General features: G+C 62.6%; 25 protein-coding genes and 1 other RNA gene. 11 read left to right on the forward strand and 15 right to left on the reverse strand.

Annotated elements, in window-relative coordinates; translation table 11 throughout:
- Positions 1-121: 121 nt before the first annotated feature.
- The 3 genes from C8C89_RS09520 to C8C89_RS09530 all read right to left on the reverse strand — a co-directional run bounded on the left by C8C89_RS09520 (position 122) and on the right by C8C89_RS09530 (position 4239).
- Positions 122-2518: a TonB-dependent receptor gene (locus tag C8C89_RS09520; RefSeq protein WP_133989601.1), complete on the reverse strand. Its 2397-nt coding sequence runs from the start codon at positions 2516-2518 to the stop codon at positions 122-124.
- Between the two features lie 81 nt (positions 2519-2599).
- On the reverse strand, positions 2600-3715 hold the full coding sequence (locus C8C89_RS09525; protein WP_243857960.1) for a FecR domain-containing protein: 1116 nt from the start codon (positions 3713-3715) through the stop codon (positions 2600-2602).
- A complete protein-coding gene (locus C8C89_RS09530) occupies positions 3715-4239 on the reverse strand; it encodes a sigma-70 family RNA polymerase sigma factor (protein WP_133989603.1) in 525 nt (174 codons plus the stop codon). The genes C8C89_RS09525 and C8C89_RS09530 overlap by 1 nt, the downstream gene beginning before the upstream one ends.
- 129 nt (positions 4240-4368) lie before the next feature.
- Between C8C89_RS09530 and C8C89_RS09535 the strand changes: the two genes are divergently transcribed.
- A complete protein-coding gene (locus C8C89_RS09535) occupies positions 4369-6000 on the forward strand; it encodes an alpha-D-glucose phosphate-specific phosphoglucomutase (protein ID WP_133989605.1) in 1632 nt (543 codons plus the stop codon).
- A gap of 49 nt (positions 6001-6049) precedes the next feature.
- On the opposite strand, the gene C8C89_RS09540 is transcribed toward C8C89_RS09535, so the two are convergent.
- Together C8C89_RS09540 and C8C89_RS09545 are read right to left on the reverse strand one after the other, a co-directional pair.
- Positions 6050-7624 (reverse strand): oligopeptide:H+ symporter, encoded by a 1575-nt coding sequence (locus C8C89_RS09540; protein WP_133989607.1) that lies wholly within the window; start codon positions 7622-7624, stop codon positions 6050-6052.
- Positions 7625-7705: 81 nt separating this feature from the next.
- Positions 7706-8275 carry a GNAT family N-acetyltransferase gene (locus C8C89_RS09545; RefSeq protein ID WP_133989609.1) on the reverse strand — a complete coding sequence of 190 codons (570 nt, stop codon included), beginning with the start codon at positions 8273-8275 and terminating at the stop codon, positions 7706-7708.
- A 202-nt stretch (positions 8276-8477) separates the two neighbouring features.
- On the opposite strand from C8C89_RS09545, the gene C8C89_RS09550 reads away from it, so the two are divergent.
- Positions 8478-8915 (forward strand): PadR family transcriptional regulator, encoded by a 438-nt coding sequence (locus tag C8C89_RS09550; protein ID WP_133989611.1) that lies wholly within the window; start codon positions 8478-8480, stop codon positions 8913-8915.
- Positions 8912-10162 (forward strand): MFS transporter, encoded by a 1251-nt coding sequence (locus C8C89_RS09555; protein WP_133989613.1) that lies wholly within the window; start codon positions 8912-8914, stop codon positions 10160-10162. The genes C8C89_RS09550 and C8C89_RS09555 overlap by 4 nt, the downstream gene beginning before the upstream one ends.
- Positions 10163-10168: 6 nt before the next feature.
- On the opposite strand, the gene C8C89_RS09560 is transcribed toward C8C89_RS09555, so the two are convergent.
- The 3 genes from C8C89_RS09560 to groES form a co-directional block, all read right to left on the reverse strand.
- Positions 10169-10678 (reverse strand): hypothetical protein, encoded by a 510-nt coding sequence (locus C8C89_RS09560; RefSeq protein ID WP_133989615.1) that lies wholly within the window; start codon positions 10676-10678, stop codon positions 10169-10171.
- A gap of 214 nt (positions 10679-10892) precedes the next feature.
- Entirely contained in the window at positions 10893-12542 is a 1650-nt protein-coding gene (gene groL, locus C8C89_RS09565) for a chaperonin GroEL (protein ID WP_010400981.1), read from the reverse strand.
- Between the two features lie 50 nt (positions 12543-12592).
- Positions 12593-12883: a co-chaperone GroES gene (gene groES, locus C8C89_RS09570; RefSeq protein WP_010400979.1), complete on the reverse strand. Its 291-nt coding sequence runs from the start codon at positions 12881-12883 to the stop codon at positions 12593-12595.
- Positions 12884-13417: 534 nt separating this feature from the next.
- On the opposite strand from groES, the gene C8C89_RS09575 reads away from it, so the two are divergent.
- From C8C89_RS09575 to C8C89_RS09595, 5 genes are all read left to right on the forward strand, one after another.
- Positions 13418-14164: a hypothetical protein gene (locus C8C89_RS09575; protein ID WP_133989617.1), complete on the forward strand. Its 747-nt coding sequence runs from the start codon at positions 13418-13420 to the stop codon at positions 14162-14164.
- Positions 14165-14292: 128 nt separating this feature from the next.
- Positions 14293-14583, forward strand: coding sequence for a DUF904 domain-containing protein (locus C8C89_RS09580; protein ID WP_306821367.1), 291 nt, complete (start codon positions 14293-14295; stop codon positions 14581-14583).
- A complete protein-coding gene (locus tag C8C89_RS09585) occupies positions 14583-14894 on the forward strand; it encodes a cell division protein ZapA (protein ID WP_034747344.1) in 312 nt (103 codons plus the stop codon). Before C8C89_RS09580 ends, C8C89_RS09585 begins: the two co-directional genes overlap by 1 nt.
- A gap of 189 nt (positions 14895-15083) precedes the next feature.
- A non-coding RNA gene (gene ssrS / locus C8C89_RS09590) (6S RNA) lies at positions 15084-15261 on the forward strand.
- A 78-nt stretch (positions 15262-15339) separates the two neighbouring features.
- Entirely contained in the window at positions 15340-15804 is a 465-nt protein-coding gene (locus C8C89_RS09595; protein ID WP_133989619.1) for an EVE domain-containing protein, read from the forward strand.
- 1 nt (position 15805) lies between these two features.
- Here C8C89_RS09595 and C8C89_RS09600 read toward each other — a convergent pair whose 3' ends face one another.
- From C8C89_RS09600 to C8C89_RS09610, 3 genes are all read right to left on the reverse strand, one after another.
- Positions 15806-17308, reverse strand: coding sequence for a diguanylate cyclase (locus C8C89_RS09600; protein WP_133989621.1), 1503 nt, complete (start codon positions 17306-17308; stop codon positions 15806-15808).
- A gap of 190 nt (positions 17309-17498) precedes the next feature.
- On the reverse strand, positions 17499-18329 hold the full coding sequence (gene lgt / locus C8C89_RS09605; protein WP_101482516.1) for a prolipoprotein diacylglyceryl transferase: 831 nt from the start codon (positions 18327-18329) through the stop codon (positions 17499-17501).
- A 79-nt stretch (positions 18330-18408) separates the two neighbouring features.
- Entirely contained in the window at positions 18409-19320 is a 912-nt protein-coding gene (locus C8C89_RS09610) for a LysR family transcriptional regulator (protein WP_133989623.1), read from the reverse strand.
- Positions 19321-19490: 170 nt separating this feature from the next.
- Here C8C89_RS09610 and ilvD point away from each other — a divergent pair, with 170 nt between their 5' ends.
- Both ilvD and C8C89_RS09620 read left to right on the forward strand, forming a co-directional pair.
- On the forward strand, positions 19491-21356 hold the full coding sequence (ilvD, locus tag C8C89_RS09615; RefSeq protein ID WP_101482514.1) for a dihydroxy-acid dehydratase: 1866 nt from the start codon (positions 19491-19493) through the stop codon (positions 21354-21356).
- A gap of 223 nt (positions 21357-21579) precedes the next feature.
- Positions 21580-21891, forward strand: a complete 312-nt coding sequence (locus C8C89_RS09620; protein ID WP_086138918.1) for a c-type cytochrome — start codon at positions 21580-21582, stop codon at positions 21889-21891.
- Positions 21892-21912: 21 nt separating this feature from the next.
- Here C8C89_RS09620 and C8C89_RS09625 read toward each other — a convergent pair whose 3' ends face one another.
- The gene (locus C8C89_RS09625; protein ID WP_133993270.1) at positions 21913-22929 is read right to left on the reverse strand and encodes an NAD-dependent epimerase/dehydratase family protein; all 1017 of its coding nucleotides are present in this window, start codon (positions 22927-22929) and stop codon (positions 21913-21915) included.
- 91 nt (positions 22930-23020) lie between these two features.
- On the opposite strand from C8C89_RS09625, the gene C8C89_RS09630 reads away from it, so the two are divergent.
- A complete protein-coding gene (locus C8C89_RS09630; protein WP_133989625.1) occupies positions 23021-23923 on the forward strand; it encodes a LysR family transcriptional regulator in 903 nt (300 codons plus the stop codon).
- Here C8C89_RS09630 and C8C89_RS09635 read toward each other — a convergent pair.
- From C8C89_RS09635 to C8C89_RS09645, 3 genes are all read right to left on the reverse strand, one after another.
- Positions 23916-25058: a branched-chain amino acid ABC transporter substrate-binding protein gene (locus C8C89_RS09635; RefSeq protein ID WP_101482512.1), complete on the reverse strand. Its 1143-nt coding sequence runs from the start codon at positions 25056-25058 to the stop codon at positions 23916-23918. The genes C8C89_RS09630 and C8C89_RS09635 overlap by 8 nt on opposite strands.
- Positions 25059-25405: 347 nt before the next feature.
- Complete coding sequence (locus C8C89_RS09640) at positions 25406-25819, reverse strand: hypothetical protein (RefSeq protein ID WP_101482511.1); 414 nt, start codon at positions 25817-25819, stop codon at positions 25406-25408.
- Entirely contained in the window at positions 25816-26241 is a 426-nt protein-coding gene (locus tag C8C89_RS09645; RefSeq protein ID WP_101484699.1) for a DNA polymerase III subunit chi, read from the reverse strand. The genes C8C89_RS09640 and C8C89_RS09645 overlap by 4 nt, the downstream gene beginning before the upstream one ends.
- Between the last annotated feature and the right edge of the window lie 12 nt (positions 26242-26253).

Raw genomic sequence — 26253 nt, forward strand, 5'->3', positions numbered from 1 at the left:
TCTAAATGTGAATGAGAACTATTCTTATTATAGTTCGGGGTTGTGAGACATGCAAGAGTGCAGTGTTGTAAGCGAGGACGGCCGCCTCATTCCTGGCGGCGGCCGTCCTGCGGTGCAAGGGTTACAGCTGGCCGCGCAGGGTCAGCATGGCGTTGCGCGGTTCGCCATAGAAGTTGGAACCATAGGCGGCCCACACGCGCGTGTAGTATTTCTTGTCGAACAGGTTGTTCACCGTCAGCGACAGCTCCAGCTTGGGACTGAGGCGGTAGCCAGCCTGCAAGCCCACCGTGGTGACGGGCCCCTGCTCGAATTTCACAGGGCCATTCAGGCGGTACATGCTGCTGACGCTGCGCAAGCCGCCGCCCACGCTGATTTTATCGAGCGCGCCGGCCAGCCGGTAATTGGTCCACACGTTGACATTGTGGCGCGGCGCGATGAAGGTGTACAGCTGGGCCTTCTGGTCGTCGCTGCCTTCGAGGGTGCGCGTGCTGGTGTAGGAATAGCCGCTCGTGATGTTCCAGCCAGGCAGGGGGCTTCCGCTCAGTTCGGCTTCCATGCCCTGGCTGCGCATCTTGCCCGCGCCGATGGAAAACAGCGGGTTGGCCGGATCGGGCATGACGCGATTTTCATCTTCCATGCGGAACAGGGCCGCATGCGCGTTGACGTTCTTGTCAAACAGTTCCGCCTTCAGGCCCAGCTCGAACTGCTGGCCCGTGCGTGGCTTCAGGGTTTGGCCGGCCGCGTCCGTGGTGGACTGGGGCGTGAAGATGCGCGTGTAGCTGCCGTAGGCCGACACTTGCTTGTCCAGCTCGTAGACCAGGCCCGCGTACGGCGTAAATTTCGCATTGATGGTGTTGCTGACATCGGTGAACTGATTGAAATACGCATTGCGATTGACGGTGTGGTTGTCCCAATGCGTCAGGCGCCCGCCCAGGTTGACGGCTAGCCGGTCCGTCGCCTGCAGGCGGGTGCGCGCATACAGGCCGAACTGTTTGGTGCGGTTGTCGTTGCCGTTGGAAAAAGTGTAGCTGGGCTGCGCGATATTGTTGTCAGGATGAACAATATTGATCGGCGCATTGTCTCCGCCTCCATACTGGAAATTCTTGTGCACCTGGCGGTAGTCGGCGCCCACGATCAGGTCGTGGCTGCGTCCAAACGCCTGAAAGGGCGTGGCCAGCCAGGCATCGAGTCCCTGCGTCTTCCAGTGGCTGCGGTAGTTCCAGCTGACCAGGCAACTGTCGCCCGTGACAGGATCGGCCGAACAGTCGGACCAGCCGAAATTGCGCGACGGTTCGTCCTGCTCACGGTACAGGGCAGTCGCCTTGAACTGGCCACCGTTGTCCAGTTTATGCTCGAATTCGGCAAAGTACTCCGTGACCTTTTCCGTGATGTGGTTCCAGGCCGGGTCGAGATAGGTGGAGCGGGGCACGTCGAGCAGGCGCCCGTCTTCATACGCGGGCAGACCGAAGGCGGGGCGGCCCTTGTATTCCTGGTAGGTGACGCCGCCCGTCAGTACGGTGCCAGGCGCCACGTCGACGGCAACGGTGCCGTACAACAGCGGTTTTTCTGCATACACGTGGTCGACGAAGGAGCGCCGGTGCTCATAGGCGGCCACCAGGCGGCCGCGCAACCTGCCGTCTGCGCTCAGGGGGCCCGTGACGTCCGCCTCCGCATAGTAGCGGTCCCAGGAACCGGCGCTGAGCACGCCGCTGGCGGCGAAGGTGTCGCGCGCGCGCTTGCGCACCAGGTTGATGGTGCCGCCCGGGTCGCCCGCGCCCTGGAACAGGCCGGCGGGGCCGCGCAACACTTCCACACGGTCATAGATGGCCAGGCCGAAGCCGGCCGACAGGTCGTTGCCCGTGCTGGCCGGCGTCATCACGCCATCGACTTGCACCGCGTCGAGCGCATAGCCGCGCGAATAAAAGTTGCCGTGGTTGCCGCCCGTGCTGCTCGCTTCGACGGTGATGCCCGTCACGCCGCGCATGGCGTCGTCCAGGCTCAGCAAATTCTGGTCGTTCAGTTGCTGGCGCGTCAGCACGGAGACGGACTGGGGAATCTCGCGCAGGCTTTGCCGGCCCTTGCCGATGCTGACCGCCTGCGCCGCATACGACTTGGTCAGCTCGGTATCGGTCGTCGCCTCCTGGCGCGCGCTGACGGTGATTTCCGCCAGGGTCGCCACCTTGCCCGTGGCGGCAGGCGTGGGGCGGATGATGACGCTGTTGCCGTCAATGGCAGCTGCCAGGCCGCTGCCGGCCAGCAGGCGTTCCAGGCTGTCGGCCACGCTGAGAGTACCGCTGACGGCGGGCGCCGTCTTGCCGGCCACGAGTTCCGGCGCGAACAGCAGTTGTAAATTGGCTTGCCGCGCCAGCTCATTCAGGGCTTGCCCCAGCGGCTGGGCGGCGATGGCCAGTTTGACGGTGGGCGCCGTTTGCGCCTTTGCCAGGGAAATGCTGCCCAGGGCCAGCATGGCGGCCAGGGCGAGCGGGGCGGGTGTCAGATTGAGGCGGGGGGACCACATGTTGCATTTCTCCAGGTTAATTTGTTGTCGATTAACTTGGTAGACGCGGTAGCGAGCCAAATCCTCACCTGAGAATGCGAACTATTTGCATTTATTTTTCAGGCAGCCGCATCGCAGGGGCTTGCGCAGGCATTTTTCCGCCATGCGGATCTCGCTGATGGCACCATCGCGTACGACGTGTACGGGTAGCAGCTGCGGCAAGGCAGAGGCGAAGCGGTCGAGCTGTGTCAGGCTGAAACTGCCGCCGATGCGCAGCCTGGCCACGGCGGGATCGCGCACGGCCAGGCCCGTGTCGCCATAGCGCTCGAATTCGGCCAGCGCCGCGTCCAGCGGCACATTGTCGAAGGTGACACGGCCGTCGCGCCAGGGCGCCACGCTGCCTGGGGCCAGGCTGGCGATGGCCGACAGGCGGCCGCTGGCATCGCTGCTGATGCCCTGGCCGGCCCGCAGGTCGACCAGATCTTTTCCTGCGACCGCCACGCGCACCTGGCCATGTTGCACGGCCACGCGCAGCTGGCCGTCGTGGACCACGGTGTTGCGTACGGAAAACTGCGTGCCCACCACCGTCACTTTCAAAGGACCGCTCAGCACGTCAAAGGGCTGGCCCTGCTTCGCTTGCACCTGGAACAGCGCTTCACCGTGCGCCAGACGCACTTCGCGGCGCTGGCGGTACAGGGTGACGTGCAGCTGCGTGGCCGTATCGAGCTGCACGCTGCTGCCGTCTGGCAGGGCAACGGTCAGGCGCTGGCCGCGCATGGTGGCATACGCCTGGCTGAACACGGCTTGTTGCTGCCACCACTGATAGCCGCCCGCGCCCACGCTGAGCAGCAGCATGGCGGCGGCCGCATACGGCAGCACGCGCAGGGAGCGCAGAAGCGGGCGGCGGGGAAATGGCGCTGGCGCCGCCGGTGGCACTGCCCAGCGGGCGGCCACCTGCGCGGGAATCTTGCGCGCTGCGCGGTGCGTATCCTTTAGCTGCGCATACGCTTGCGCGTGCTGCGCATCGGCCGCCAGCCAGGCGGCAAAGTCGGCCTGTTGCTGTGCATCGAGGTTGCCCCGCCGGCTGAACCAGGTGGCGGCCGCCAGCGCCACGCCATCCTGCGTGGCGGCAAAAGCGGCATGCTCGCGCAAGTCCGCCTGCTCCTGGGCAGAGGGGCCGAAATCATGGCGTGGCGGGTGGGCGGTCATGGACGGCATTATGCGCATTCCCGCAGAGAACGCAACTGCGCCTGGCAACTGAGCATGCCGCGAGCGATATGCTTTTCCACCATGCTCACGGAAATGCCCATGCGCGCGGCGATTTGCGCGTGCGGCAATTCCTCGAAGACGTGCAGCACAAAGGCGTCGCGGCAGCGGGGCGGCAAGGCGTCGATGGCGGCCACGCAGGCTTGCCAGTCCTGGCTGCTTTCCAGCGCCTGTTCCGGCTGCAAATGGCGCGGCGCGGCCGGATGCGCCGTATCGGGCAAGGCGTCGAGCGCTTCGTGCTGGCGCAAGGTGGCGCGCCGGTGCTGGTCGATCAGCAGGTTGCGCGCCGTGTGGTACAGCAGCGCGCGCGGTTCGCGCACGGCCGCTTCGCCCAGCACGCGCGCATAGCTTTCCTGCACCAGGTCGGCAGCAGCTTCGCGGTTGCGCAAGCTGCGCCAGCAAAAGTTCAACAGTTCTTGGTAATAGCGTGCAACCACGGCGTCCGATGTATAAGTCCGCAGCCAGGAATGCCGCATATGAGAATGATTCTCATTATATGGCATGCCGGGATGTCGCGCTAAGCGGTTTACCGCACCGTGGCAGACGTACAACGCTTTGCCGCGCGCCTGGCATGCGTTACCATCGGAAGTTGATAGGGAGACAAGATGGCTATTCAAATTATCAATACGGCGCCGATTGCCGGCCAGCGGCCCGGCACTTCAGGTTTGCGCAAGAAGGTGGCTGTCTTCAGCGCACCGCAATACCTGGAAAACTTCGTGCAGAGTGTTTTTGACACGCTCGGCGACTGCCATGGCCAGACCCTGGTGCTGGGCGGAGACGGCCGCTTTTACAACCGCGCGGCCATCCAGACGGTGCTGCGCATGGCGGCCGCGCACGGCTATGCGCGCGTGCTGCTGGGGCAGGGCGGCATCCTGTCGACGCCGGCCGTCAGCTGCGTGATCCGCAAGCATGGCGCCAGCGGCGGCATCATCCTGTCGGCCAGTCATAACCCGGGCGGCCCCGATGGCGACTTCGGCATCAAGTACAACATCGCCAATGGCGGCCCGGCGCCCGAAAAGGTCACCGAAGCCATCTACGCCCGCACGCAAGCCATCACCGAATACCGCATCAGCGACGCTGCCGACATCGACCTCGACAAACCGGGTTCGGTGCGCATCGAGCAAATGACGGTCGAAGTGATCGACTCCGTTGCCGACTACGGGGAACTGATGCAGCAGCTGTTCGATTTCGACGCCATCCGCTCCCTGTTCGCGGGCGGCCTGCGCATCTGCTTTGACGGCATGCACGCTGTCTCCGGCCCGTATGCGACGGCCATCCTGGAAGGCATGCTGGGCGCGCCGAAGGGCAGCGTCATTAACGGCGTGCCCCTGGAAGACTTCGGCGGCGGCCATCCGGATCCGAATCCCGTCAACGCGCAAGAGTTGATCGCCATCATGGCCGCTGAGGATGCCCCCGACTTCGGCGCCGCCTCGGACGGCGACGGCGACCGCAACATGATCGTCGGCCGGCGCTTCGACGTGACGCCCTCGGACAGTCTGGCCATCCTGGCCGCCAACGCTACCGTGGCGCCCGGCTACCGTGGGGGCTTGAGCGGCATCGCCCGCTCCATGCCCACATCCGGCGCGGCCGACCGGGTCGCTAGCGCGCTGGGCATACCGTGCCACGAGACGCCGACGGGCTGGAAATTCTTCGGCACCCTGCTCGACGCCGGCATGGCCACCCTGTGCGGCGAGGAAAGCTATGGCACGGGCTCGAACCATGTGCGCGAAAAGGATGGCCTGTGGGCCGTCTTGTTCTGGCTCAACCTGCTGGCGCAAAAACAGCAATCGGTGGAAGACATCGTGCGCGCGCATTGGGCCACGTATGGCCGCAACTACTATTCGCGCCACGATTATGAAGATATCGACAGCGCCGGGGCGCAGCAGTTGATGGAAGCCGTGCGCGGCCAGCTGGCCGCCTTGCCGGGCCAGGTGTTCGATGGCTACACGGTGGCGCTGGCCGACGATTTCAGCTACACGGACCCCGTCGACGGCTCCGTGGCGAAGCAGCAGGGCATCCGCATCATCATGACGGATGGCGCGCGCATCGTGCTGCGCCTGTCCGGCACGGGCACCGAAGGCGCCACCCTGCGCCTGTACCTGGAGCGCTATGAAGCCGATCTGGCGCAGCATGACATCCCGACCCAGCAAGCGCTGGCGGGACTGATCGCGGTGGCGCAGCAGCTGGCGCAGATCCGCGAGCGCACGGGGCGCGACGCGCCGACGGTGACGACGTAAGAAGGGCGCCCGAGGGCGCCCTTCTTCATTGCGACAGTTCAAACAGGCATCAGGCTTTTGCCGGGATGACCGCCTGGCGGTAGTTGTCGACCATTTTGTAGCGCCTTGCATACAGGCCGAAGGCCAGCATTGCCACGGCAGCAAAGGCGGCAAAGAAGAACATCTGGAAGGCCGTCACGCTGATGCCGCTTTCGGCGATCTTGCCGATCACGCCTTCGTTCATGACGCTGCGGTTGACGATCAGCACCCACAGGTTGCCGACGGTGGTGGACAAATTCCAGAAGCTCATGATGGCGCCCTTCATGGAGACGGGCGCCTGGCTGTATGCAAACTCCAGGCCCGTCGCCGAGACCAGCACTTCGCCGAATGTCAGCAAGGCGTATGGCAGGATTTGCCACATGATGGAGACGGCGTTGCCGCTGTCAAGCGCCAGCTGCAAGAGGCCGATGACGATCCAGGCCAGCGAGGAAAAGCCGATACCGGCCGTCATGCGGCGCAGGGCCGTCGCTTCCAGGCCGAAGCGGTTCAGCATCGGGTACAGCACCAGATTGTTGAACGGGATCAGCAGCATCACCAGCATCGGGTTCAGCGCCTGCATCTGCGCCGGCAGGAACCAGCTTGGTTTTTCCATGGTGTTCGCCTGCACGATCCACGTCGAAGCCTTCTGGTCGAACAGCGAGAAGAACGGCGTGACGAGGGCGAAGATGACGAGGATGCGCAGCACGGCGCGCACGCCTTCGACGGCTTCGTCCGGGTGGATGCCGCGCGCGCGTTCCAGCTGCATGGCCGTGCCGATGCTGCCGAAGGCCAGCAGTAAGACCAGCGCCGTACATGCCGAAATCACGAAGCCCCATTCGGGAATGCTGTAGAACGCATACAGGGCGCCGATCACGCCGACGTAGGCCACATACAGGCCCGGGCGCGAGCCGCCATCGACACGCGCCAGCAGGGCGGTGCGGGCCACGCGGGTGAACGAGTCTGGATTCGGCGGCGCCGGCGGCACGTGCACGTATTTCTTGGCGCCCATCCAGAAGACGATGGTGGCGGCCAGCATCATCAAGCCGGGAATGCCGAAGGCGATTGACGGACCAAAGTCGCGCAGGAACATCGGCATCAGCAGCGAAGCGAAGAAGGAGCCGAAGTTGATGATCCAGTAGAACAGGTCGAATACCAGCTTGGCCTTGTGCTTGTTGGTCTGGTCGAACTGGTCGCCCACAAACGAGGCCACCAGCGGCTTGATGCCGCCGGAACCGAAGGCGATCAGGAACAGGCCGAAATAGAAGCCGTTGACGCTATTTTCAAACACGGCCAGGCAGGCATGGCCCGCGCAATACACAAGGCTGAGCCAGAAGATGGTGTTGTACTTGCCAAAGAAGCGGTCGGCCAGCCAGCCGCCCAGCAGCGGGAAGAAATACACGCCGATGACGAAGGTGTGGAAGACGTGCTTGGCTTCGCCCGTGCGCTGGTCGATCGGGATCATCAGCAGCAAGGTGCTGATGAGGAATGGCGTCAGGATGTTGCGCATGCCATAAAAGCTGAAACGTTCGCAGCCTTCGTTGGCAATGATGTACGGTATTTGCCGGGGCATCTTGCCCGTGGCGGTTTGTGTCTCGGCCGATGACATTGGCTCTCCCCAAGTTTTTTTTGTAAGCCGCGATGCTAAGGCCTGCCGCGTTTGCTTGCAACAGGAAAAACGGTCTGGCTGCTATTTTGCAGGGATTTGTAAGGTATTGATTTTCATAAAGACATTACTTTCGGCACTTGCGCTTGCACTTGCACGCGCCGGGCGGGGCAGTAACAGCTGCAATTGCAGCATGCCCTCCGATGCGGGGCTGTCCGCCAGGGCAAAACCGCAGCCCAGGTACAGGTTCAACCCGGCGTGGTTGTCCTGCGCCACGGCCAGGCGCACGCGGCCCAGTTCGGGAATGGCGCAAGCATGGTCGATGGCCGCCTGTACCAGCTCCCGTCCCGCGCCGCATCCACGCGCCTGCGGCGCCACATAGACGCCCCACAGGCTGGCTTTGTCATGCACGACGGCAATCGGTTCGCGGCGCAGGCCGGCAATGGCGATCAACTGTTCTCCATTGAAAGCGCCAAATATTATTTGGTGGGGAGTGGCACGCAAGCGCTGGGCTATCTGTGCCAGCGGCAAGCCGCTTTCCGCCGCGTGCGTGGTGCAGAAGGCGGCGGGCAGTTCGGCGATGCCGGCCAGGCGCAGCGCGCGGTAGGCGCTGGCGTCGTCTGGCGTGAGGGGGCGGACAGAGGTGGCGGGCATGTGGGCGAGTATCGGTCTTCGATGCCGGAAAGTAAACCTTGCAATGTGCCATTTTCAATCATAAGATATATCTTATTGCGATATATCTTAAGGATGCACCATGTTCCATCTTTTGCGCGGGGCATACCCCGTAGGCGCGGCAATCCACCCTCAGGGAGACACGCCGGGCCCGCTTGGCAGTCCGCTTGCCCGCGGACCCAAAATGTTCGATGCGGGCACCTTGCGCTATCTGGTGCTGCAATTGATCGCCGACAAGCCGCGCCATGGCTACGACATCATCAAGTCCATAGCCCAACGCGCCGGCGGCGCGTATGCGCCCAGTCCCGGCGCCATCTATCCGCTCATGCATGGCCTGGTGGGCCATGGTTATGTCGTCGTCAGCCTCGATGGCAACAAGAAACTGCACAGCATCACGCCCGAGGGGCTGGCCTTCCTGGCAGCGAACCGCGCCTATGTCGACGCGATTGCCGCCAGGGTCGATGCGCCGGCCGGCGCGGAAGACGATCTGCGCCAGCTGATGCACGAATTGAAGGCGGCCGTGCTGGCGCGCGGGCGAGCGGGCGAGCCCGATGCCCGTCGCCTCGATGCCGTGCGCGCCATCCTGCGCCAGGCCCGTACCGATATCGAGGCGCTGGCATGATGGCCGCATCGAAGGTCGCGCCTGTTCCCATGCTGACCCCGGCGCGCGAACGCGCGATGCTGTGGCTGCTGGCGCTCACGCAATTTACCGTCATCATGGATTTCATGGTGATGATGCCGCTGGCGCCCCAGCTGATGCAGGCGTTCCATATCGGCCCCGCTGCCGTCTCGGGCGCCGTTTCCGCGTATGCCTGGTGCGCGGGCCTGTCCGGCTTGCTGGCGGCCACGTATATCGACCGCTTCGACCGCAAGAGGCTGCTGTTGACCATGTTTTGCCTGTTTACCGTGTCTAACCTGGCTTGTGCGCTGGCGCCGAACTTCCATGTGCTGCTGTGGTCGCGCGCCTTTGCGGGGCTGACGGGCGGCGTGCTGGGCGCCATCGTCATGGCCATCATCGGTGACGTGATTCCCGCCGAGCGGCGTGGCGCGGCCACGGGCATTGTCATGACCTCGTTTGCCATGGCGGCCGTGGGCGGTGTGCCCACCGGCGTGGTGCTGGCCGCCCACTTTGGCTGGGCCTCGCCGTTTTTCCTGCTGGTTGTGCTGTCGCTGCTGATCTGGCTGGGCGCTGCGCGCGTGCTGCCATCGTTGACGGCGCACATGGGCGCGGCTCCCACGCCGCTGCGCCAGGTGCTGCCCAACTTGCTGGCGCTGCTGCGGGAACGGCGTCACCTGGAAGCGTTTGCCTTGTCCATCGTCAACATGACGGCGGGCATGCTGGTGATTCCCTTTATTTCGCCCGTGCTGGTGGGCAATATGGGGCTGGCGCCGGCCGACGTCACGTGGGTGTATCTGGCGGGCGGCTGCGCCACGATCTTCACGGCGCGCCTGATCGGCCGCTGGGCGGACCGGGCCGGCAAGCAGCAGGTGTACCGCTGGGTCTCCCTGATGTCGATCGCGCCGCTGCTGTTCATGACGCATTTGCCTCAGTTGCCGCTGCTGGCGCTGATGCTGGTGTTTCCGTTTTTTATGGCCCTCGTCTCGGGCCGCACGATACCGCTGCAGGCGCTGCTGACGACGATACCGGAGCCGCACAAGCGCGGTGCGTTTCTAAGTGCCAATTCGGCCCTGCAAAGCCTGGGCAGCGGCCTGGGCGCGTGGATGGGAGGCCTGACCCTGCAGACGGATGCGGCCGGCCATATCAGCGGCTATGGCATGAATGGCTGGCTGGCGGCAGGCTTGTCGCTGTGGACGGTGTGGTGGGTGGCGCGCGTGCGCGGCGCGGCGCCGCAAGGGGCGCCGGCGTAGGGGCAATTACTGGGTGGCGATGCGCTGCATGGGCGCGTTGTCCTTGCGCCATTGTTCCAGACTCAGCAGGTCGCCTGTGACGATGTCGTCGACGAGGATGCGCTTGCCGTCGGGCGTGACGACAAAGCTTTCCCAGCGGTGGGCCGCGTCCGGCGTGCTTTCGAAAAAGCTCAGCTGATAGCACGCGACGCCATCGACGAGGCGCGTCTCGGGCGACGTTTCCATCACGGCTCCATGGGCGCGGCCGCCGGTAGCCTTTTCGATGTGGGCCGACCATGCCTTGATTTCCGGCAATGCCATCAGCGCATCGACGGCGCGCGCGTTCTGCTCCTGCGCCGCCTGGCTGCTCGCGACCGGGCCATTGTCAGCGTGCGGCGCGGATTGCTGGTGCAGGTAGAAAGCGCCTAGCCCGGCGGCCAGCAAACCGGCCAGGATGCCGGCGATGATGGTGGTTTTGGAAGAAGAGGCGCGTGGCGGCATGATGGTGGCGTGAGAAAGAAGGACGATGGCGGCCATGCTAAAGCAAAACGCGCGGGCGGGCAATCGCCGGGCTTGTCAAACAGGCTCGCCAAACGGGTTTGCCAAAAAATCTATAGGCGAAAAAAAAGCTACCTTCCGTAGAAGATAGCTTTCGGGGCTGCCGGGCAGGTGCAAACAGCTTTTGGTCTGCCTGTCCTGTCCCGGCGTGTGCGGCCCCGCGTGCCGTCGCCTGCGCGCGGGGCCGCCGGGATTACATCATGCCGTCCATGCCGCCCATGCCGCCCATACCACCCATGCCGCCGCCCATGCCGCCGCCTGCTTTGTCGTCAGCGATTTCGCAGACCATGCAGTCGGTTGTCAGCATCAGCGAAGCGATCGAAGCAGCGTTTTGCAGCGCCGAACGGGTCACTTTGGCTGGGTCCAGAACGCCCATTTCCACCATGTCGCCATACGTGCCGTTGGCAGCGTTGTAGCCGTAGTTGCCCGTGCCAGCCAATACGGCTGCCACGACGACCGAAGCTTCTTCGCCAGCGTTTTGCACGATCATGCGCAGTGGCTCTTCCATTGCGCGCAGGACGATCTTGATACCGGCATCTTGATCAGGATTGTCGCCCTTGACCGTGATGTTGGCGCGTGCGCGCAGCAGGGCTACGCCGCCGCCTGGCACGATGCCTTCTTCCACGGCAGCGCGGGTAGCGTGCAGTGCATCTTCAACGCGGGCTTTTTTCTCTTTCATTTCGACTTCGGTGGCTGCGCCAACCTTGATCACGGCAACGCCGCCAGCCAGTTTGGCCACGCGCTCTTGCAGTTTTTCACGGTCGTAGTCCGAGGTCGCTTCTTCGATCTGTACACGCACTTGTTTCACGCGTGCTTCGATCGAGGCAGCTTCGCCGGCGCCATCGATAACGATGGTGTTTTCCTTGCCCACTTCGATGCGTTTCGCTTGGCCCAGTTCGGCCAGGGTCACTTTTTCCAGGGTCAGGCCGACTTCTTCAGCGATCACTTGGCCGCCGGTCAGGACAGCGATGTCTTCCAGCATGGCTTTGCGGCGGTCGCCGAAGCCAGGTGCTTTCACTGCGCAAGTTTTCAGGATGCCGCGGATGTTGTTCACAACCAGGGTCGCCAGCGCTTCGCCTTCGATGTCTTCTGCGATGATCAGCAGTGGACGGCCAGCTTTAGCGACTTGTTCCAGTACCGGCAGCAGGTCACGGATGTTCGAGATTTTCTTGTCGCACAGCAGGACGAATGGGCTGTCCAGTACGGCAACTTGTTTCTCTGGGTTGTTGATGAAGTATGGCGACAGGTAGCCGCGGTCGAACTGCATGCCTTCAACGATATCGAGCTCGTCGTTCAGCGACTTGCCGTCTTCAACGGTGATCACGCCTTCTTTGCCGACTTTTTCCATCGCTTCAGCGATACGCTCGCCGATCGAGTAGTCCGAGTTCGCCGAGATCGCGCCAACTTGGGCGATTTCTTTGGTCGTGGTGCAAGGACGGGCGATTTTCGCCAGTTCTTCGACGGTTGCAGCAACTGCTTTGTCGATACCGCGCTTCAGGTCCATCGGGTTCATGCCGGCGGCAACGAACTTCATGCCTTCGCGCACGATGGCTTGTGCCAGTACGGTGGCGGTGGTGGTGCCGTCGCCGGCGTTGTCGCTGGTGCGGGAAGCAACTTCCTTGACCATTTGCGCGCCCATGTTCATGAGCTTGTCTTTGAGTTCAACTTCTTTCGCTACCGACACACCATCCTTGGTGACGGTAGGGGCGCCGAACGAGCGCTCCAGGACCACGTTGCGGCCTTTCGGGCCCAGCGTTACTTTGACTGCGTTGGCGAGGATATTGACGCCTTCTACCATCTTGGCGCGCGCTGCGTCGCCGAATACTACTTCTTTAGCTGCCATGTTCAATTCTCCTGAGTTTCGGGATGTATCTGTCTACAACGTGGAAACAATTACTTGACGACGATCGCCATGATGTCTTCTTCGCGCATGACCAGCAGCTCATCGCCGTCAACTTTGACGGTTTGGCCGGCGTACTTGCCGAACAGGACGCGGTCGCCTACTTTGACATCCAGAGGACGGACTTTGCCGTCGTCGAGAATCTTGCCATTGCCTACGGCAAGGACTTCGCCTTGATCCGGTTTTTCAGCAGCTGCATCAGGAATGATGAGGCCGGACGCAGTTTTGGTTTCCTGGTCGAGGCGTTTGACGATGACGCGATCGTTCAATGGGCGCAGATTCATACAAAACTCCTTAAAGTTCAATGGATAAGTGTTGCTAAATGAATACATGTCCGGCACAGCGCCAGACGTGCTTTCAGTGACCGCCGTTGAAAGCAGCCCGCAACGGTCAAGCAAACCCCATGTCATCCTGTCCTTGCCTGTATCCGGCAGTGGTGCATCGCGGCGTCGCCCGCCGCGTAGCGTTCCCTGCAGTGGTCTGGCAAGCACCATCAGTCCTGAGGATTGCTACGAAAGAGTTTGTTAGCACTCTCTACTAACGAGTGCTAATTATAGGGACGGTATGGGTCAACTTCAAGGGCTTATTCAAGAGGAATATATACATACACGATAAGCAGAGCCTGCATCTGCACTGGGTTTGCGCTGGCGCAAGCCAACTTCCCGGGCGTCAGCAACAGCAGCGACTCTAGCATGCCGTCCGCATGGGGGGCGTTCCTGTACGCGCAGGATACAGAGTTTTACTATGGAATTTGATAAGATGATTGTAATTGCATATCAATATCGTCACACATCATTACTTGCACCAGAAAGAACACCATGCCATTCCCGATTTCCCATCCCGCCCTGCGCCTGCTGGGCGCCACCCTCATCGGCCTGGCCTGCCTGGGCAATGCCGCCGCGCAAACGCCCACCATCGTCGACGAGATTACCGTGGCGACCCTGACACCGCTGGAAAAGGAAATGCTGCTGAACGACTTGTTCAACGATTTGAACAAGGATGACGACGACCAGGAAGCACATGTATGGGACAACGGCGGCGACAGTGGCGTGCTGGTGAAAGTGACGTATAACTTCAGCAATTCCGGCATGACGGAACACAGCCTGAAGGCGCATGTCTGCCGCGACCTGAAATTCGTCGTCACGGCGGACGGCAAGTCGCAGGACCTGAGCCGGCGCACCTGTTCGCAAAACAGCGGCAAGTGGGATGTGCAGGGCAAGGATCCGGCACCTATCGTATATCCGCCGTTCCTGTCGGACGTCACCATCGCCAAGCTCAATGCCAAGGAACAGAAAGCGCTGCTGACGGCCGCCGTGCGCACTTTGAAAGATGAAGAGGATGGCAAGACGCGCCAGTGGAGCAACAAGGGCTTGGGCAATGCGGTGCCGCTGGCAGTGCGCCTGACGCCCTCGCGGACGGACGCCAAACCTGGCAGCTACCGCCGTACTTGCCGCGACTTGACGATGGTGCTTGACGGCAAGGGCGGACAACAGACGCTGACGCGCCGCTCTTGCGAAAACCGCTATGGCGGACTCGATATCGAACCTGATTACGTCGACGAGTAAACGCTGCCATCGGGGCGCTGGAAGATGCGCGCACTTGGCGAAAAGCGCCGGAAAAAGTGTGTATTGTCCGCCAACTGCCCTGCATTGATGTAAATATGTGTGACAGCGGCGTGATTCGATTGACGCCCATGGAGCGTCCGCCCTATAGTGGCGGGATGATTTCCGAATTCAACGAATTATCCGACAAGATCGGCCTGCTGGCCGAAATGACCCATGCGCTGCGCCGTGAAAACGCGCAATTGCGCAAGGACAATGCCGCGCTGGCCGCCGAGAACGCCCTGTATGTGCAACGCATGCGCGAGGCGCAGGAGCGGGTGGAAGCGTTGCTGGAAAAAATTCCCGAACTGGTGCAAGCTGGCCTGGAGCAAGCCGCTTCGGAAGCGGGCGCCTATATTGCCGAAAACGAGAGGGAAGCGTAATGCCGCGTGTCGATGTCAATATCATGGGCCAGTCCTACAGCATGGTGTGCCGCGACGGTGAAGAGCGTGCGCTGCGCGAAGCGGCAATCTATCTCGATAGCAAAATGAAAGCCATCCGCGACGCGGGCAAGGTCAAGGGCAATGACCGCATCGCCGTGCTGGCCGCTCTGGGCGTGGCCGCAGAATTCCTCTCCGTGAAGTCGCCGCAAGGTCCGCTGTCGGAGCTGACGATACTGGAAGTGAAGCAAAAAATCTCGGCCATGCATACTGTGCTCGATAGTGCGTTGACGCCCCAGGAAAATCTTTTTTAAACACCGAACCAAACCTGCTGCGCGTCGCGCCTTGCGGCCTGCGATGCTCGCTGTGCTCAAGCACAGCTGCGCTTCTTGGCCACAATTCATCGCCGCTCGCTACGGTTTTGGTCAGTGTTATTAATTGGATTTTAAGCGGACACAGTACGATTTGTCTTTGCGATGCGCGATCAAAGGAGTAAACTTGGGTCTACCCTGCGGTGTTCGCGATTGCCATATATTCCTTGAACCATTTATGCGCATCGGTTGCGAATTTTGTTTGATGGGAGTGAGCGTCGCTCGTTCGACGAACCCGAAATTGAACTAACGTGACCACCTTGAACCGTTTGGTTCGGGATGCCGGCATAGCGGCACAGGCGGGGCCCAATTTGCATTACCACTGAAAACGGTTGCCGCATCGTGCGCAACCGTTTTTTTACGTCTGTCGCTTTGATACGGAGTCTAGATGAAACAATATTGGCTGATGAAATCCGAACCCGATGACGTGAGCATAGACGACCTGATGGCCGCGCCGCAGCACACCATGCCGTGGTTCGGCGTGCGCAACTACCAGGCGCGCAACTTCATGCGCGACGGCATGCAGGTGGGCGATGGCGTGTTGTTTTATCACTCCAGTTGCCCGCAGCCAGGCGTGGCGGGCGTCGCCGAAGTGGCCAGCGGCGCGTATCCCGATCACAGCCAGTTTGAAGAGGGTGGCAAATATTTCGATGCCAAGGCCACCTTGGCCCAGCCGCGCTGGATCAGTGTCGACGTGCGGGGTGTGAAGAAGACAGCGCTGCTGCCTCTGTCCGAAATGCGCCAGATGCCGGAACTGGAAGACATGCTGCTGCTCAAGAAGGGCAGCCGCTTGTCGATCACGCCCGTGACGCCGGCGCAATGGAAAGTCATTACCGGCAAGTTGAAGGCCTGATCTACGCCTGCTCTTCGACCCGGTTGCGGCCATTCTGCTTGGCCCGGTACAGGGCCTGGTCGGCGGCGGCCAGCAATTGTTCCGGCGTCTGCCCCTCGCTATTGAGCGCCAGGCCGATGCTGGCCGTGACCAGGCCGCCGCGCGACGGCGCGTGGACGATGGCGGCAGCGGCGATCGCTTCCTGTATCTTGTGCGCCACCGCCAGCGCGCCAGCGCCGTCGGTGGCGGGCAGGATGGCGGCAAACTCCTCGCCGCCGAATCGGGCCGCCAGGTCGCTGGCGCGCGGCAGCGCGGAATGCAGGGCTGCCGCGATCTGCACCAGGCAGGCGTCGCCATACGGGTGGCCGAAGGTATCGTTGAGGCTTTTGAAGAAATCGATATCGATGATCAGCAGCGCCAGTGGGTGATTGTTGCGCGCGGCGCGCTGCCACTCCAGCTGCAAGGTCTGGTCGAAGCAGCGCCGGTTGGCGATGCCCGTCAAGCCATCCGTCAGCGACAGTTTTTCCAGCTTGTCATGCGCCGCACGCAAAGCCAGTTCGCTTTGCATGTAGCGGCTTTGCAGGGTGGCCGAGCGTAGCGCGTGGAGCAACAGCGCGACGAACAGCGATGCCGCCGCCAGGTAGAAATGCGTGCGCATGACGGCAAAACCCAGGCCCAGCAAGGCGGCCGTAAAGAAGATGGGGCTGAAATTGTCGATCAGCAGGGTCAGCTTTTGCGGGGCCCGCTGCGCCTGTGTACTTTCCATCCCCGCCTGCGCCGCCGGGACACGCGTGGTGAGCAGCACCAGCAGCAGGAACGGCAGGCCCGGCAGCACTTCGCTCCATTGCTCCGTCACGCCGTGCAAGGTCAGATAGTTATACGCGCCCGCGCAGCCCGCATAGCACCATAAAAATACCGTCAGGAGCAGGTAAAAGCGGCCTTGCCCGCCATCGCGGCGGTGCGCCAGCAGGCGCAGCGAGGCGCAGCAGGCCAGGGCCAGATTTTCCACGTTATAGGTCAGCACCAGCAGACTGGCGGGAATCGGCGCGATGGAGCGCTGGTCGAAGGGCGACACGGAAAAGATGGCCAAATAGGCAAGGTAAGTCGCCAGCAACACCTGCACGGCGTCGTGCCATCGCAGGGTGCGGGAGGGATGTTCGTGCGTCACGGACGACATGGCCAGCAGCAGAGGCGCGCCATACATGAAATAGGCAAAATCGGAAAAATACGTGGCGTCGGATGCTACCTGGCCACTCAGGTCTTGCCAGGCCGACAATATCATGCCCGTGCTCCAGAACAGCATGGCCACGGCGAACAGGGCCCAGCCTGTCCTGGCGGCGCCTGCCGCGCTGATGTAGGCACAGCGGCAACAGGCGGCCATCGCCAGCAGGGGCGAGACAATGCTGAATGCATAGCTTACCCAAGGGGCGCGCGTGCCGGCCCAGGCCGTCAAGGCCAGCTGGGCCAGCACGTAGCAGATGCCCAGCGCGATCCAGCATGTCAGTTTTCGCCCGGCAGGCGGCATGGCAAGGCACTCCCCGGTGGCATCGGTATCGTGGCGTCGTGGCGTGCCGCCAGTATGGCTGCACTGAAAACGATGATACCCAGATGTCAACAGCAAGTCTATTCCACCAGGAAATTTTGCTGTTTTTAGAGAAATGTTGCAGACGGAGGTGTGGCGCGCCTGCCTGGCGCGCCACCGAGGGAAAGCGGTGTTACGTATTTGCCGGGCGGGCCTTGGTAGGCGGCGTGCCGATCACCTGGCTTTTATGGGCCCACACCAGCAGCGCGATGGCGCCGACGATCATCGGCAGCGACAGCATCTGGCCTGACGTGATCGGCACGCCCAGCCACACGACTTCCCAGTCCGGCGTGCGGAAGTATTCTGTGAAGAAACGCGCGCAGCCGTACAGCAGGGTGAACATGGCACCGACAGCCATGCGCGGGCGCTGCTTGCGGGCATACAGCCACAGGATGATGAAGACCAAAATGCCGTCGACCAGCATCTGGTAGAGCGGCGACGGATGCACTGGGTAGGGGATGCCTGGCCATTGCATGGCCCACGGCAGGCTTTCCGGGGCGATGCGGCCCGGCAGTTCGGCATTGATGAAGTTGCCCAGGCGGCCCGCCGCATAACCGAGCGGTACCAGCGGCGCGATGAAGTCGAGCACGTCGAACAGGTTGCGGCCCGCCTTGCGGCTCCACACGTACATGGCCAGGATGACACCGAGGAAGCCACCATGGAAGGACATGCCGCCATGCCAGACCATGAAGATCTCCAGCGGATTGTGCATGAAGTATTCGGGACGGTAGAACAGCACTTCGCCCAGGCGCCCGCCGATCACCACGCCCAGCATGCCGTAGAACAGCATGTCATCAAGGTCTTCCTTCTTCCAGCCCAGCACGGCGATATGCGGCTGCTTGATGCGCACGCGGCCCAGGATAATGAACAGGGCGAAGGCCAGCACATACATCAGACCGTACCAGTGCACGGCGAGCGGGCCGATTTGTATGGCGATCGGGTCGGGCATCGGGTGTATCAGCATGGGGTTTCTTTCTTTGTTTAAAGCTAAGGTTGCGTAGTATGGCGGCGCTTGCGGTTTTTTGCCTTAGCGGCCACTTAATTTAATCGGCGGTCGCGCTGATCTGCTTGCGCAGCAGCGCCAAAAAGCCTTGCAGTACGGCGGACGGATTGTCGCGGCGCCAGGCCAGGCCCGTTTCCACCAGGGGCGTGGCGTCCTGCAGCGGCCTGTATTCTACGCCGGGGCGCATCAGATTCGATACCGATTGTGGCACAAGCGCGATGCCCATGCCAGCCGAGACGAGGCTGACGATGGTTTGCATCTGGATCGCTTCCTGGCCGATCTGCGGCGTGATGCCGGCCGCGCGGAACACGCCGAGGATCGCGTCATGCAGGGCGGGCGATATCGCGCGCGGGAAGATGATCAAAGGCAGGGCCGGCACGTCGCGCAGGTGCACGGGCCCTGGCGCAGTCAGGATGTCGAGGCCGGACGGCGCAGCCAGCACCAGCGGCTCGGCCAGCACTGGCAAATAATCGAGCTCTCCTTTCGCCTTCTCGGGCAGGGGCGGGATCAACAGGCCTGCATCCGTGCGCCCGGCCAGCAATTCATCGAGCTGCAAATCGGAGGTAGCTTCCTGCAGTGCAATCTGCACCTGCGGATAGGCCGTCTGGTAAGCGCGCAGCAAGGGCGGCAGCACGCTGTAGTCGGCCGAGGAGACAAACGCCAGGCTCAAACGCCCCGCCTCGCCCTGCGCGGCCCGCCGTACCAGCGCCGGCAAATCGAGTGCCTGCGCCAGCAGCCGGCGCGCTTCGGGCAGCAGGGCGCTGCCTGCCGGCGTCAGCTGTACCTCGCGGCGCGTGCGCACGAACAGGGGCGCACCCAGCAGCTCTTCCAGGGCCATGATGGTTTGCGACAGGGGCGGCTGCGTCATGTGCAGGCGCGCGGCGGCGCGGCCGAAGTGCAATTCCTCGGCGACGGTGACGAAATAGCGCAACTGGCGCAGTTCGAGATTCATATGCGTTTCCATGTGGAATAAGTGCTGTGATATGTAAAACGACTCACAGACACGTGCATCATATATTTGACAGTGGGGCGTGCGCAAGGCAATCTGACGTACCCCCACTGTACGCAGGGTTTTACTACAGGCCCGCACAGTCAGGCACCAACACTTTTGGAAGGTCCATCATGCCGCAATACCGCTCCCGCACCACCACCCACGGCCGCAACATGGCTGGCGCCCGCGCCCTGTGGCGCGCCACCGGCATGAAGGATGGCGATTTCGACAAGCCGATCATCGCCGTCGTCAACTCGTTCACCCAGTTCGTGCCCGGTCACGTGCATCTGAAAGACCTGGGCCAGATGGTGGCGCGCGAAATCGAGGCGGCAGGCGGCGTGGCCAAGGAGTTCAACACCATCGCCGTCGATGACGGCATCGCCATGGGCCACGGCGGCATGCTGTATTCGCTGCCGTCGCGTGACCTGATCGCCGATTCCGTCGAATACATGGTCAATGCCCACTGCGCCGACGCCATGGTGTGCATCTCGAACTGCGACAAGATCACGCCGGGCATGCTGATGGCCGCCATGCGCATCAATATCCCCGTCGTCTTCATCTCGGGCGGGCCGATGGAAGCGGGCAAGGTCGTCAAGGTCGTCAACGGCACGCAGAAGATCATCAAACTGGACCTGGTGGACGCCATGATCAAGGCGGGCGACAGCAGCGTGTCCGACGCCGACGTGGCGGAAATCGAGCGTTCGGCCTGTCCGACCTGCGGTTCCTGCTCCGGCATGTTTACGGCCAACTCGATGAACTGCCTGACCGAGGCGCTGGGCCTGGCCCTGCCTGGCAACGGCACCATCCTGGCCACGCACTCCGACCGCCAGCAACTGTTCCTGCGCGCGGGACGTCTGATCGTGGACCTGGCCAAGCGCCATTACGAGCAGGACGATTACTCCGTGCTGCCGCGCTCGATCGCCACCAAGGCCGCCTTCGAAAACGCCATGGCGCTCGACGTCTCCATGGGTGGCTCGACCAACACCGTGCTGCATTTGCTGGCCGCCGCGCACGAGGCGGAAGTGGAATTCACGATGGCTGACATCGACCGCATCTCGCGCAAGGTGCCCTGCCTGTGCAAGGTGGCGCCGATGACGGACAAATACCATATTGAAGACGTGCACCGCGCGGGCGGCATCGTGGGCATCCTGGGCGAACTGGCGCGTGCCGGCCTGCTCAACACGACTTTGCCAACCATCCACGCGACTACCCTGGCCGACGCCATCGCGCAAAACGACATCATGTGCACCGACAACCCTGCCGTGCATGAACTGTTCCGCGCCGCCCCGGGCGGCGTGCCGACGCAGACGGCGTTCTCGCAATCGGAGCGCTTCGCCGCCGTCGACACGGATCGTGCCACGGGCTGCATCCGCGACAAGGCCCACGCCTATTCGCAGGATGGCGGCCTGGCGGTCTTGTACGGCAACCTGGCCGAAAAGGGCTGCATCGTCAAGACGGCCGGCGTGGATGAAAGCATTTTGAAATTCTCGGGTAAGGCGCGCGTGTTCGAAAGCCAGGATGCGGCTGTCGCGGCCATCCTGGAAGACACCGTGCATGAAGGCGATGTCGTCATCATCCGCTACGAAGGCCCGAAAGGTGGCCCCGGCATGCAGGAAATGCTGTACCCGACCTCGTATATCAAATCGAAGGGTCTGGGCAAGGCATGCGCGCTGTTCACGGACGGGCGCTTCTCGGGTGGTTCTTCTGGCCTGGTGATCGGTCACGCGTCGCCGGAAGCGGCCGAAGGGGGCGCCATCGGCCTGGTGGAAGAGGGCGACTTCATCGACATCGATATCCCCGAGCGCAGCATTAACCTGCGCGTGACGGATGCGCAGCTGGCCGCGCGCCGCGCCGCCATGGAAGCGAAGGGCGACGATGCCTGGCTGCCCGTCAACCGCGAACGCTATGTATCGCAGGCGCTGCAGGCCTATGCGGCCCTGACGACATCGGCCGACCGCGGCGCCGTGCGCGATCTGTCGCAGCTGAAGAAACGCTGATTTGTTGTGTAAGTGCGACGGCAGGCCCCATTTGACTGTGCGGGGCCGCTTGTCGTTACATCGCCTTACAAACAACATGGTCAGGCGCGCGCAGATGGGGCAGAATATGAGTGCCTAATCGCTACTACATTGCGTTACTACATTGAAACGCTTGATCTGGGCTCGTGGTGCATCTGCGGAAACACAGTAAAATGCCGCAGGAAGTAACTTTGGAGAAAAGACAATGAAACGTTTTATGTTGGTGAGTGTATTGGCCGTGTCGGCTCTGGCATCGCAAGCAGCGTTGGCCAATCCGGACCTGGCGAAAGCAAAAAACTGCATGGCTTGCCACGCGGTGAGCACGAAACTGGTGGGCCCGGCGTATAAAGACGTGGCGGCCAAGTATGCCGGCCAAAAAGATGCGGAAGCCAAGCTCGTGGCGAAAGTCATGAAGGGCGGTTCCGGCACCTGGGGCGCGATCCCGATGCCAGCCAACCCGCAGGTGAGCGATGCGGAAGCCCACACCCTGGTTAAATGGGTACTGGCACAGAAATAATCTGTGCCGCAGTACCTGCAATTAACGCGCCGGCCATCCCGGCGCGTTTTTTTTGCCCGCTGCCTTTTGCAGATTGCCCATGCCCTCCAATGTCGCCCGCACCGCCTCGTCGAGCGGCGTATGCGGCTCCCGGCCCAGTACGGCAAGCAGCTGCGCATTGTCCATCTGTAGCGGGGTTTGCCATAAATAGCGCATTTCGCGCATTTCACGCAGGGTCGCCACGAACGGTGACGCCAGTGCCACCAGCCACCACGGAAAACGCCGGATGGCCGGTGGCGTACCCGTGGCTTGTTCCAGCACGCGGGCAATCGCCCCCGTCATTTGCCGGCCGTCGTGGTCCCAGTGGCCAGCCATGTGAAAGCGCGCAAACGCGGGCAAGGTGGCGCGCATGGCCAGCAATTGCAGCATCGTGCGCGCCACGTCGGGCAGGTAGGACCACTGGTGGCCCACGCCGGGTGCGCCCGGATACAGCACGCTGCGCACGCTCTGGCCCGGCTTGACGAGAACCTGCGAAAACCAGTTATTGCCGGCACGGGGGCCGAAGAAGTCGCCCGCCCGCACGATCAGGACCCTGGCGCCCTGCGTGCTTGCCCGCTCCAGGCGCGCTTCCAGTTCCACGCGGATGGCGCCCTTGCGCGTCTGCGGGTGCTGCGGCGCGTCCTCGGCCAGCCTGGGGAAGGCATCGGGGCCAAAGTTGTACACGGTACCAGGCAGCACGATGGTGGCGCCTTCGGCGATGGCGGCCGCGATGGTGTTGTCAAGCATGGGCAGCACCAGCCGGCCCCAGTGGCGGTAGCCGGGCGGGTTGACGGCGTGCACGATGACGGCGCAACCTTTGGCGGCCGCCAGCACGTCCGCGCGCGACAGCGCATCGCCGCGCAGCCATGCAACGCCGTCGCCGCGCGGCGATGGCGTTTCTCCCCGCGTCAAGGCGCGTACCTGCCAGCCCGCCGCCGCCAGCTGGCGCAGCATTTCGCCGCCGATGCCGCCCGTGGCGCCCAGCACCAATACCGCTTTCGTGTTTTTCGTGTTCTCCATCATGGCCTCCCTGTGGTTGATGGAGCCAGTATCTGCCACGCAAGGCTAATTGAGAATTGACGAACATCGATGACAGGCTATACATTTATGTATGACTAGCTCCATTGCCTGGGAATACTATCGTTCGCTGCTGGCCGTGCTCAAGCATGGTTCGCTGTCCGGCGCGGCCCGCGCGCTGGGCATCACGCAGCCCACCGTCGGCCGGCATGTCGCCGCGCTGGAGCAGGCGCTGGGCGCGACCCTGTTTACGCGTTCCCAGCAGGGCTTGCTGCCCACGGAAGTGGCGCTGGCGCTGCGCCCCCACGCGGAAACCATGGAGCATACGGCGGCCCTGATGCAGCGCGCCGCCAGCAGTCAAGGGCAGGGCGTGGCCGGCGTCGTGCGCATCGCGGCCAGCGAAGTGGTGGGCGTGGAGGTGCTGCCGGCGATACTGGCCCGCCTGCGTGCGCGCCATCCGGACTTGATTATTGAATTGGTATTGAGTAACAAGGTGCAGGACTTGCTGCGCCGGGAAGCGGATATTGCCGTGCGCATGCTGCGGCCCCGCCAGGAACAGCTGGTGGCGCGCAAGGTGGGCGATATCGAACTGGGCCTGCATGCGCACGCGGACTATCTGGCGCAGCATGGCATGCCTTTGGCACTGGCCGATCTGGCCCGCCATGCCATCATCGGCTATGACGAGGCGAGTCCCTTCGTGCGCAACGCGGGCGCGGCCTTTGAGGGTTTTACGCGGGAAAACTTTGCCTGGCGCAGCGACAGCGACCTGGCGCAACTGGCCCTGATACGCGCGGGCGCCGGCATCGGCGTATGCCAGGCGGCGCTGGCGGCGCGCGACCCGGCCCTGCGGCGCGTGTTGCCGCAAGCGTTTTCGCTGCCCATGGAAACCTGGGTCACCATGCATGAAGACTTGCGCGGCAGCCTGCGCTGCCGCGCCACCTTCGACGCGCTGGTCGAAGGCTTGCTCGCTTACGTGGCCGAGCAGCCGCCTATTTAATCACTTCCATCTTGGTTTTCTTGCCATCCCGGTAGGTGAACAGGGTCAGCGCGCCATCCTTGATGTCGCCGTTGGCATCGAACGAGATGGGGCCCGTCACGCCCTGGTAGTGCACCTTCGCCAGGAACGGCAGGTAGACGGAAGGCTTCGACGATTTCGCGTCGGCCATGGCGGTGGCCATGGTCATCACGGCATCGTAGACGTACGGCGCGTACAGCTGCACTTCCATATTGTATTTCTGCTTGTAGCGGGCGCGGAAATCGTCCATGCCTTTTTGCTGTGCGCCCGTCACGCCGCCCGCTTCCGCGCAGGTGACCATGTCTTCGCCCACGGCGTCGCCCGCCAGCTTGCCCAGCGGTTCCGTGCACAGGCCGTCGCCGCCCATGAACTTGGCCTTGATACCCAGCGCCTTCATCTGGCGCAGCATGGGCCCGCCCACGGAATCCATGCCGCCAAAGAAGATCAGGTCGGGATTTTTCGACTTGATGCTGGTCAGGATGGCATTGAAGTCCGTCGCGTTGGCATTCGTAAATTCCTTGCCGACGATTTGCACGCCAGGCGCCGCCTTCTTGGCGCCCTTGACGAACTGTTCCGCCACGCCCTGGCCGTAGGCCGTGCGGTCATCGATGACGGCGATTTTCTTCGCTTGCAGCTTGCCCACGGCATACGCACCCAGGGTACCGCCCAGCTTGTTGTCATTGGCCACCACGCGGAAGGCCGTGTTGAATTTCTGCTGGGTATACGTCGGGTTGGTGGCGGCCGGTGAAATCTGCGGAATGCCGGCATTGAAGTAAATGCGCGAGGCGGGTATCGTCGTGCCCGAGTTTAAATGGCCGACGACGCCGTTGACCTTGGCGTCGACCAGTTTTTGCGCCACGGCCGTGCCCTGTTTGGGATCGGCCGCGTCATCTTCTGGCACCAGCACGAATTTCACGGCTTTGCCGTCGATCTTGAAGCCTTTGGCGTTCAAATCCTCGATGGCCATCTTGGCCGCGTTCTCATTATCCTTGCCCAGGTGGGAGCTGGCGCCAGAGACCGGGGCGACGTGGCCTATCTTGATGATTTCCTGCGCGCCCGCATGGCCGGCAAAGGCGAGGGCGATGGCGAAAGGAAGGACTTTGGTCTTGAGCAGCATAAACATTCTCCAATGGATAAAGATACGGCGGCGTCTCGTGAAACCGCTTCGAATGGCGGTACGTGTGAAGTACGTTACAACAAAAAACAGGCCGCGCAAAGCCGCTTTTGGGGCTTTTTGCATTTTGTCGCAACAATCACCAAAGTGAGGCGCGATGCACCGATTTCGCAGGCACGAGCGCACCAAAGAATGGCGTTGGGAGGGGGAAGGGTGTAGAGCGCGAATGCAGTGACGGTCATTTATCCCAAAGGCTTGAATGCCGGGGTCAGACGGGGACGCCGAGTCACGTCGGGTCTGACCCCGGATGTTTGCCGGCGGGTGACATGGTGTCAACGACAGGCATGTGCTTACTGCGCAGGTGGATGCAAATGCCCCAGCTCATGGCTGACCGCATGCGCCACGATCTGCTCCAGCGATTGCTGCAAGTCTGCGCGCAGGGCGCCGCGCATGCCGATCAGCGCGTTTTGCAGGGCCGTTTGCAGCACGTGGGCGATGCGTTCTTCCAGCAGATGATCGATCTTGCCCTGCACCTGGTGCAGGATGCGCTGGGTCAGCCGCTGTTCGATGGCGTCCCAGTCGGGTTGGGCAATGGCGGGAGCAGGTGCGGCCTCCATCTCGGCAATATCGGCCACTTCGATCATGTCGGTCCTGCCGATGCTCGGCACGGTTTCCGGCTCCGCCGTCGTCTCATGCAAGGCTTCCGGCCCCGACAGTACTTCCGTCAGCAGCGGAATGCCCTGGTCGAATGGCTGTTCGTTCATGCTTTACCCGCCACGAAGTGCGTCGGCTGCACGTTCAGCTTGCGGTAGTGCAAAAAGCGCTGGCGGCCCGCCTGCGCATCTTGCTCCTCCATGGAAACGATCTCGAAGACGCGCTGGAACTGCGCATAGTTGGGCGGCGGCAACTGCGACAGGTTGACGAGGATGTCGTGGTGCGGCAGCTCCGCGGCCGCGTCATCGGTCAGGATGATGGGCGTTTGCGCCGCCAGCGGGTCGCCGGCCAGCACGTGCGGCAGGAAATCCGTGGCTGAAATGGTCCACATGGCCGTGTTCAAGGCGTCGAGCTGGGCGGCATCTTGCGCCAGCACGACGACCTTGTTGCCGGCCATATAGGCCTTGCGCGCCAGGCGGCAGGCGTAGGCCAGCTTGTCCGGCACGTTGCTGTGAAAATCGACGCGGTTCATGGTGCTGCTCAT

Origin of the sequence: Janthinobacterium sp. 75 (assembly GCF_004365495.1) — a bacterium.
In the GTDB taxonomy this organism is placed as follows: Bacteria; Pseudomonadota; Gammaproteobacteria; order Burkholderiales; family Burkholderiaceae_D; genus Janthinobacterium.